Source organism: Wenzhouxiangella sp. 15190 (assembly GCF_003417465.1).
In the GTDB taxonomy this organism is placed as follows: domain Bacteria; phylum Pseudomonadota; class Gammaproteobacteria; order Xanthomonadales; family Wenzhouxiangellaceae; genus Wenzhouxiangella.
The window spans coordinates 59,752-66,308 of record NZ_QVMV01000039.1 but is presented as its reverse complement, the minus strand read 5'-3'; the positions used below and the strand labels follow the sequence as shown (position 1 = coordinate 66,308).

Sequence of the window (6,557 nt, the reverse complement as noted above, 5' to 3'; positions counted from 1 at the left end):
CGCAGGCTGATGGCGGGTAACTTTTCTCTTGCGCGAGAAAAGTCACCAAAAGCGCGCTGAAAACATGGCGGATACCAGGTAGTTATCCCGCCACGGAGTGGCTTCAGTATTTTGACTGGGGCTTCGTTTGAAATCTCTGAGACGCAGGCGGGCTTGCGACGTCCGGTTGGACAGGCCCGCACCCAGCCTCACGACTTCGAGGGCGAGCGTTCGAAGGCCCTGCCACGAATCTCGATCCAAGGCTAATTCACCCGAAGCACTCTGCCTTGGCGTCGCCGAAGCCGGGGTGATCGAGGTCGGGCCGTCAGAATGCAGATTACGCCCCAGCGACGTCGAGGACGCCATGTGTCTAGACGGAGTTAGAGCGAAGACGGAAGCAAAATACTGAAGCCCTCACACTAGCTTGGTCCTGCGGCGCATCCGCCATCTTTTAAGCGCGCTTTTGGTCACTTTTTTCGCGCGAGAAAAAAGTGACTCGCCGAAAGAGCTTGCGAAGCAAGCCGGGCGAAACAGCAGTTGACTGGTCGAGGATCGCACCGCGGCCGGTGCCGTCTAGAAAGCCAGTGTCTTCCAGCTGGAAGCAACACAATGAAAAAGCCCCGATAGAGCGGGGCTTTTTCCAAACGAGTGGCAAAGCAGCCGCGATGCCGTCAGCGACTGTCGCGCATCTGCTTTTGCTTGATCTCCCAGCGCTCCTGGGCATCGAGGCACAGCGTCGCAATGGGACGTGCTTCGAGGCGGGCCAGGCCGATTTCCTCGCCGGTTTCCTCGCAGTAGCCGTAAGTACCGTCATCGACGCGGGCGATGGCCTGGTCGATCTTGTTGAGCAATTTGCGGTAGCGGTCCCGCGTGCGCAGTTCGAGACTGTTCTCCGTCTCGCGACTGGCGCGTTCGGCCTCGTCGCCGACGTCACGCACTTCGCCGCGCAGGTTATTGATGGTCTCCTGGGACTCCTGGATGAGGTCTTCCCGCCACTGCAGCAGCTTGCGACGGAAATACTCCAGGTGCTCCTGACACATGTACTCTTCTTTTTCGGAAGGCTTGTAGCCTTTCGGTAAATCGACAATCTTGCTGGACATCAGCTCGTGGCCTCTTCAAGCCAGGTTGTTGCAAAACGGTCGATTATATATCCTAGACGGTGATCTCTGGCAACCCCGCATGCAAAAGATATTACTCGCCCTGATCCGGGCCTACCGTTACGTGCTTTCCCCATGGATCGGCGGCCAATGCCGATTCGAACCGACCTGTTCGGTCTACGCCAGGCAGGCGATCGAGCTGTACGGGCCCTGGCGGGGGAGCTGGCTGGCCCTCAAACGCCTGCTGCGCTGCCATCCGCTCTGCCCCGGGGGCAAGGATCCGGTCCCCGGATACGACGATGACGAGGTGGACTGAGCGGCCCGTCAACCGGCGAGGCGACGGATATCGGCACCGAGCTGTCGGAACTTTTCCTCGATATTCTCGTAGCCGCGGTCGATGTGATAGACGCGGTCGATCACCGTCTCACCCTGCGCGACCAGCCCGGCCAGAACCAGACAGGCGGAGGCCCGCAGGTCGGTGGCCATCAGCGGTGCGGCAGTCAGCCGTTCCACACCCTTGATGATGACGGAATTACCCTCCAGGCGAATATCGGCGCCCAGACGCTGCAGCTCGAGTACGTGCATGAAACGGTTCTCGAACACCGTCTCGCGCACGATGCCCGTGCCCCCTGCAATCGCGTTGAGCGCCGTGAATTGTGCCTGCATGTCGGTCGGGAACCCCGGATAGGGGGCCGTGGTGACGTTGACCGCACGCGGGCGCCGGCCGGCCATGTCGAGCTCGATCCAGTTCTCGCCGATGGTGATCTGCCCGCCGGCTTCCTCGAGCTTGGCCAGGACCGCGTCGAGCGTGTGCGGCGCGGCATTGAGCGTGCGCACCCGGCCGCCGGTCATGGCCGCGGCGGTCAGGAAAGTGCCGGCCTCGATGCGGTCAGGCACCACGGCATAGTCGTAGCCCGACAGTTGCTCGACGCCCTCGATGACGATGGTGTTGCTGCCGTGACCCGAAATCCCGGCACCCATGGTGTTCAGGCATTCGGCCAGGTCGGCCACCTCGGGCTCCTGGGCGGCGTTTTCGATCACGGTCGTGCCCTCGGCCAGGGTCGCGGCCATCATCAGGTTCTCGGTACCGGTCACGGTAGCGGTATCGAGTACGATACGCGCGCCCTTGAGACGCTCCGCACGTGCCTGAATGTAACCGGACTCGACCGTAATTTCTGCTCCGAGCGCGGTCAGCCCCTTGAGATGCAAATCCACCGGCCGGGCGCCGATGGCACAGCCACCCGGCAGGGAAACCTGGGCAGCGCCACGCCGGGCCAGCAGCGGGCCGAGCACCAGAATCGAGGCCCGCATCGTCTTGACCAGGTCGTAGGGGGCGATGTCGCTTTCCATGGCCGAGGCATCGAGTTCGACGCTCAAGCGGTCGCCCAGCGCGATGGAAACGCCCATCTGGCCGAGCAGTTCCATGGTGGTGGTGACGTCCTTGAGATGCGGTACGCCCACGAGGCGGCAGGGTTCTTCGGTGAGCAATGCGGCCATGAGAATCGGCAGCACGGCATTCTTGGCACCGGAAATCTCGACCGACCCTTCGAGCGGTCGACCACCCCGGATCTGGATTCGGGCCATGGAATCAGCCTTGTGCCGAAGACTGCCCGGCTTCTTCCGGGGTCTTGAGATCGAGACTCATGGCATGAATCTCGCGGCCGAGAGCTTCGCCGACTGCGGCATGCACCTGGCGATGCCGCTGGATACGAGAAAGTCCGGCAAACGATTCGCTCACGATACGTGCGACATAATGAACGTTGTCGCCGGATTCGACCTCGACCCGTGCATCGGGCATTGCTTGTAGAATACGTGCTTCGATTGCGGTGACATCCATGATCTGCTCGGGGGAAGTTAAAACAGGTGGCCAATGAAGTTACGAGGCACGCCTAGTTTAACGCAATCGCCCCGGCCGCCTGCCCGAACCTTTCTGGAAGCTGAATGACGATCACCATCGCTGTGCTGCAAATGCTTGCCGGCTTCGTGCTGCTGATCTGGGCGGCCGACCGACTGGTGACCGGCGCCTCGGCTTGTGCACGCAATTTCGGCGTGTCCACCCTGATCGTGGGCCTGACCATCGTCGGCTTCGGCACCTCGGCCCCGGAAATGATCGTATCCGCCATCGCATCGCTCGAGGGCAAACCCTCGCTGGCCATCGGCAATGCACTGGGCTCGAACATCGCCAACATCGGTCTTATTCTCGGCCTGACCGCACTCATCTATCCGCTACGGGTGGAGTCGGCCACCCTCAAGCGCGAAGTGCCGGTCCTGGCCCTGATCATGCTGCTCACCCTGGTCCTGATGTGGGATCTGCAGTTTTCCCGGGCCGACGGCGTGATCCTCCTTATCGGCCTGTTTGCGCTTGTCGGCGGCATGATCATGCTGGGTGTCAAAAGCGGCGGCGAGGATCCATTGAGCGCCGCGCTCGCCGGGGAAGTGCCCACCGGCATGCCGACGCGAACCGCCGTCCTGTGGACCCTCGTCGGCCTGGTTCTGCTGCCACTCAGCGCCCATGTACTGGTCAAGGGTGCGGTGACGCTGGCGCTGCTGATGGGCGTGACGGAAGCCGTCGTCGGCCTGACCGTCGTGGCGTTGGGCACCAGCCTGCCGGAACTCGCCGCAGCGGCCGCCTCAGCCTACAAGCGCGAGGATGACCTGGCCATCGGCAATATCCTGGGTTCAAACATGTTCAACCTGCTCGGCGTCCTTGGCATCGCGGCCGTCATTCACCCGATGGTCATCGAGTCGATTCTGCTCAACCGCGACCTGGCCGTGATGTTCGCCATCTCCGTCCTGCTGCTGGTACTGGCCTGGCGCCGCGGCGGTCACGGCCTGATCAACCGGCCCGCCGCCCTGCTCCTCTTCGCCAGTTACCTGGGTTATCAAACCTGGGTGATCTGGGAAGCCGTCCTGGCGCGGTGACCGCCGCATGCCCGGTGGATTAGAATCGACAGCATGAATATCGATGCCCGCCGTCTGCTCGACGCCGCCGGCGAAGTTCTCGAGACCGAGGCCCGCGCGATCCATTCGCTCGCCCGGCGCCTGGACGAGCGCTTCGTGGCCGCATGCCGTCTGATTCTCGAAGGTCCGGGCCACGTCGTGGTGACCGGCATGGGCAAGTCCGGCCATATCGCCAACAAGCTGGCCGCCACGCTGGCTTCGACCGGAACGCCCGCCTTTTTCGTGCATCCGGCGGAAGCCAGCCACGGCGACCTGGGCATGATCGCCGAACACAACACGGTGCTCGCCCTGTCCAATTCCGGCGAAACCGAGGAAGTCCTGCAGCTTCTGCCCGGCCTCAAGCGGCTCGGCGTGCGCCTGATCGCCATGACCGGTAACCCGGGCTCGACACTGGCTCGGCACGCCGACGTACACCTCGACACCAGCGTCGACCGCGAGGCCTGCCCGCTCGGGCTGGCCCCCACGGCTTCCACGTCGGCCCAACTCGCCCTGGGCGACGCCCTGGCCATCGCACTGCTCGACGCCCGCGGCTTCACCGCCGAGGATTTCGCCCGCTCGCACCCGGCCGGCAGCCTGGGGCGCCGGCTGCTGCTGCGCATCAGCGACCTGATGCATACCGGCGAGGCGCTGCCCACGATCCACAAGAGTGAGAGCATCGCCGAGGCGATCATGCAGATGACGCGCAGCCGCCTGGGCATGTGTGCCGTGCTCGACGACGAAGGCTCGCTGGTGGGTATCGTCACCGACGGCGACTTGCGCCGCCACGTCGACAACCTCGGCGACATCCGCAGCAACCCGGCGGAAAACATCATGACCGCCAACCCGCGCACCATCCGCGCCGATGAGCTCGCCGCCGCGGCCGTCGAGCTGATGCAGAACCACCGCATTCAGGGTGTGCTGGTCACCGACGCCGACGGACAACTGGTCGGCGCACTGAATTTCCAGGATCTGCTGCAGGCCGGCGTGGTATGAACAGCGACATCCGCCTGGCCGTGTTCGATGTCGACGGCGTGATGACCGACGGTCGCATCGCCTACACGGACGACGGCCATGAAATCAAAACCTTTCATACCCGCGACGGGCTTGGCCTGAAGGGCCTGCAGCACAACGGCATTGCCGTAGCCATCATCACGGCCCGCAACTCGCCGATCGTCGCCCGCCGCGCCGCCGAGTTGGGTATCGAACACCTCGTCCAGGGCCGCGAGGACAAGGCCGCTGCGCTCGATGAGTTGATGGCACGGCTGTCGCTCACCGGCGAAAAGTGCGCCTACACCGGCGACGACCTGGTCGACTGGCCGGCGATGCGGCGCTGCGGATTCAAGTGCGCGCCGGCCGACGCCAGCGCCTGGATTCGCGAGCGGGCCGATTTCGTCACCCAGAATCCGGGCGGCCACGGTGCCGCGCGCGAGGTCTGCGAGCGCATCCTCGCCGAGCGGGGCCTGCTGGAAGCCTGGCAGGGCCGCTTCGAGTGACCTGGCGGGTGGTGCTGATCGCCTGCCTGGCGCTGATCGTGGCGCTGGGCATTCGCTGGCTGATGCCCACCGACCGCAGTGCCACCCCGCCGATCACCATGCCCGACACGCAGTTCGACTACACGCTCAGCGACTACTCCGCCAGGTTTCGCGACGAACAGGACCGGGTCGAGCTCACGCTCTCCGGGCCCAGGCTCGAGCATGTCTGGGCCGAGCGCATCGCTCGCCTGCGATCGCCGGAATTTCACATCGAGCCCGAGGCGGCCGACTGGCACGGCACTTCCGACGGCGGCCGCGTGATACGCGACGATGCAGTGCTGGTACTCGAGGGCAACGTAACCCTGACGCACCGCGGCGAGCGCGGCGACATCGAGGTGAAGACCGAACGTCTGCGCTACGACCGGCGCGCGCGTACAATCACCTCCGACACGCGCGTGACGATGACGCAGGCTGAATCTCTGCTGCAATCCGGCGGTCTGAGAATCGAACTGGACAACAACCTACTGGAACTGACCGATGGCGTACAAGGTGAACTCGAGCCGGCCGTGGCATCTCGCGGTCGTGATCCTGGTGCTCCTGACCGCTCCGATGACCCAGGCCCAGAACAATGAACGCATCGGTGTCGACGCCGAATATGTGTCGTTCGACAACGAGCGGGGCGCCACCCATCTGGACGAGAATGTCCGCATCACCCGCGGCCAAATGGAGGTAACGGCCGACGAGGCCTTTGCCTACCGCGGCAACAACGGCTACGAACGCATCGAGCTGTTCGGCACTCCGGTTCGCTGGCGCACCGTCACCGAGGAAGGCGGCGAGACCACCGGCCATTCAGACGAGGTCGTCTACAGCCTCGTCGAACGCACCGTCACCCTGATCGGCAACGCCCACATCGAGGAGTCCCGCGGCACTTATTCGGGCGATCGTCTGGTCTACAACCTCGATACCCAGGGTGTGCGCGGCGAAGGCGGCGTTCGCCTGTCCATCGAGCCGGAAGTCGTCGACGGCGAGGAAGGCGAAAATGAAAACGAAGGTGCGGAGCCGAACTGAC

9 protein-coding genes are annotated in these 6,557 nt (G+C 64.0%); 6 read left to right on the top strand and 3 right to left on the bottom strand.

Translation table 11 applies throughout. The features are described from left to right. Positions 1–650: 650 nt before the first annotated feature. Positions 651–1,079, bottom strand: coding sequence for an RNA polymerase-binding protein DksA (dksA, locus tag DZK26_RS10495; RefSeq protein WP_220337045.1), 429 nt, complete (start codon positions 1,077–1,079; stop codon positions 651–653). A gap of 79 nt (positions 1,080–1,158) precedes the next feature. On the opposite strand from dksA, the gene yidD reads away from it, so the two are divergent. Further along, on the top strand, positions 1,159–1,392 hold the full coding sequence (gene yidD, locus DZK26_RS10490; RefSeq protein WP_116897450.1) for a membrane protein insertion efficiency factor YidD: 234 nt from the start codon (positions 1,159–1,161) through the stop codon (positions 1,390–1,392). 8 nt (positions 1,393–1,400) lie between these two features. On the opposite strand, the gene murA is transcribed toward yidD, so the two are convergent. Then, positions 1,401–2,660, bottom strand: coding sequence for a UDP-N-acetylglucosamine 1-carboxyvinyltransferase (gene murA / locus DZK26_RS10485; RefSeq protein ID WP_116897451.1), 1,260 nt, complete (start codon positions 2,658–2,660; stop codon positions 1,401–1,403). Positions 2,661–2,664: 4 nt separating this feature from the next. Continuing rightward, positions 2,665–2,913 carry a BolA/IbaG family iron-sulfur metabolism protein gene (locus tag DZK26_RS10480; RefSeq protein ID WP_116897452.1) on the bottom strand — a complete coding sequence of 83 codons (249 nt, stop codon included), beginning with the start codon at positions 2,911–2,913 and terminating at the stop codon, positions 2,665–2,667. A 104-nt stretch (positions 2,914–3,017) separates the two neighbouring features. Between DZK26_RS10480 and DZK26_RS10475 the strand changes: the two genes are divergently transcribed. Genes DZK26_RS10475 through lptA form a run of 5 tightly spaced genes read left to right on the top strand, consistent with a single transcriptional unit; the run spans position 3,018 to position 6,556 of the window. Further along, a complete protein-coding gene (locus DZK26_RS10475; protein WP_258870824.1) occupies positions 3,018–3,998 on the top strand; it encodes a calcium/sodium antiporter in 981 nt (326 codons plus the stop codon). A gap of 33 nt (positions 3,999–4,031) precedes the next feature. After that, positions 4,032–5,009 carry an SIS domain-containing protein gene (locus DZK26_RS10470; RefSeq protein ID WP_116897453.1) on the top strand — a complete coding sequence of 326 codons (978 nt, stop codon included), beginning with the start codon at positions 4,032–4,034 and terminating at the stop codon, positions 5,007–5,009. Beyond that, complete coding sequence (locus DZK26_RS10465; RefSeq protein ID WP_116897454.1) at positions 5,006–5,509, top strand: HAD family hydrolase; 504 nt, start codon at positions 5,006–5,008, stop codon at positions 5,507–5,509. The genes DZK26_RS10470 and DZK26_RS10465 overlap by 4 nt, the downstream gene beginning before the upstream one ends. Continuing rightward, complete coding sequence (gene lptC, locus DZK26_RS10460; protein WP_181918290.1) at positions 5,506–6,120, top strand: LPS export ABC transporter periplasmic protein LptC; 615 nt, start codon at positions 5,506–5,508, stop codon at positions 6,118–6,120. Before DZK26_RS10465 ends, lptC begins: the two co-directional genes overlap by 4 nt. Continuing rightward, positions 6,098–6,556 carry a lipopolysaccharide transport periplasmic protein LptA gene (lptA, locus tag DZK26_RS10455; protein WP_181918291.1) on the top strand — a complete coding sequence of 153 codons (459 nt, stop codon included), beginning with the start codon at positions 6,098–6,100 and terminating at the stop codon, positions 6,554–6,556. The genes lptC and lptA overlap by 23 nt, the downstream gene beginning before the upstream one ends. The last annotated feature ends 1 nt before the right edge of the window (position 6,557 follow it).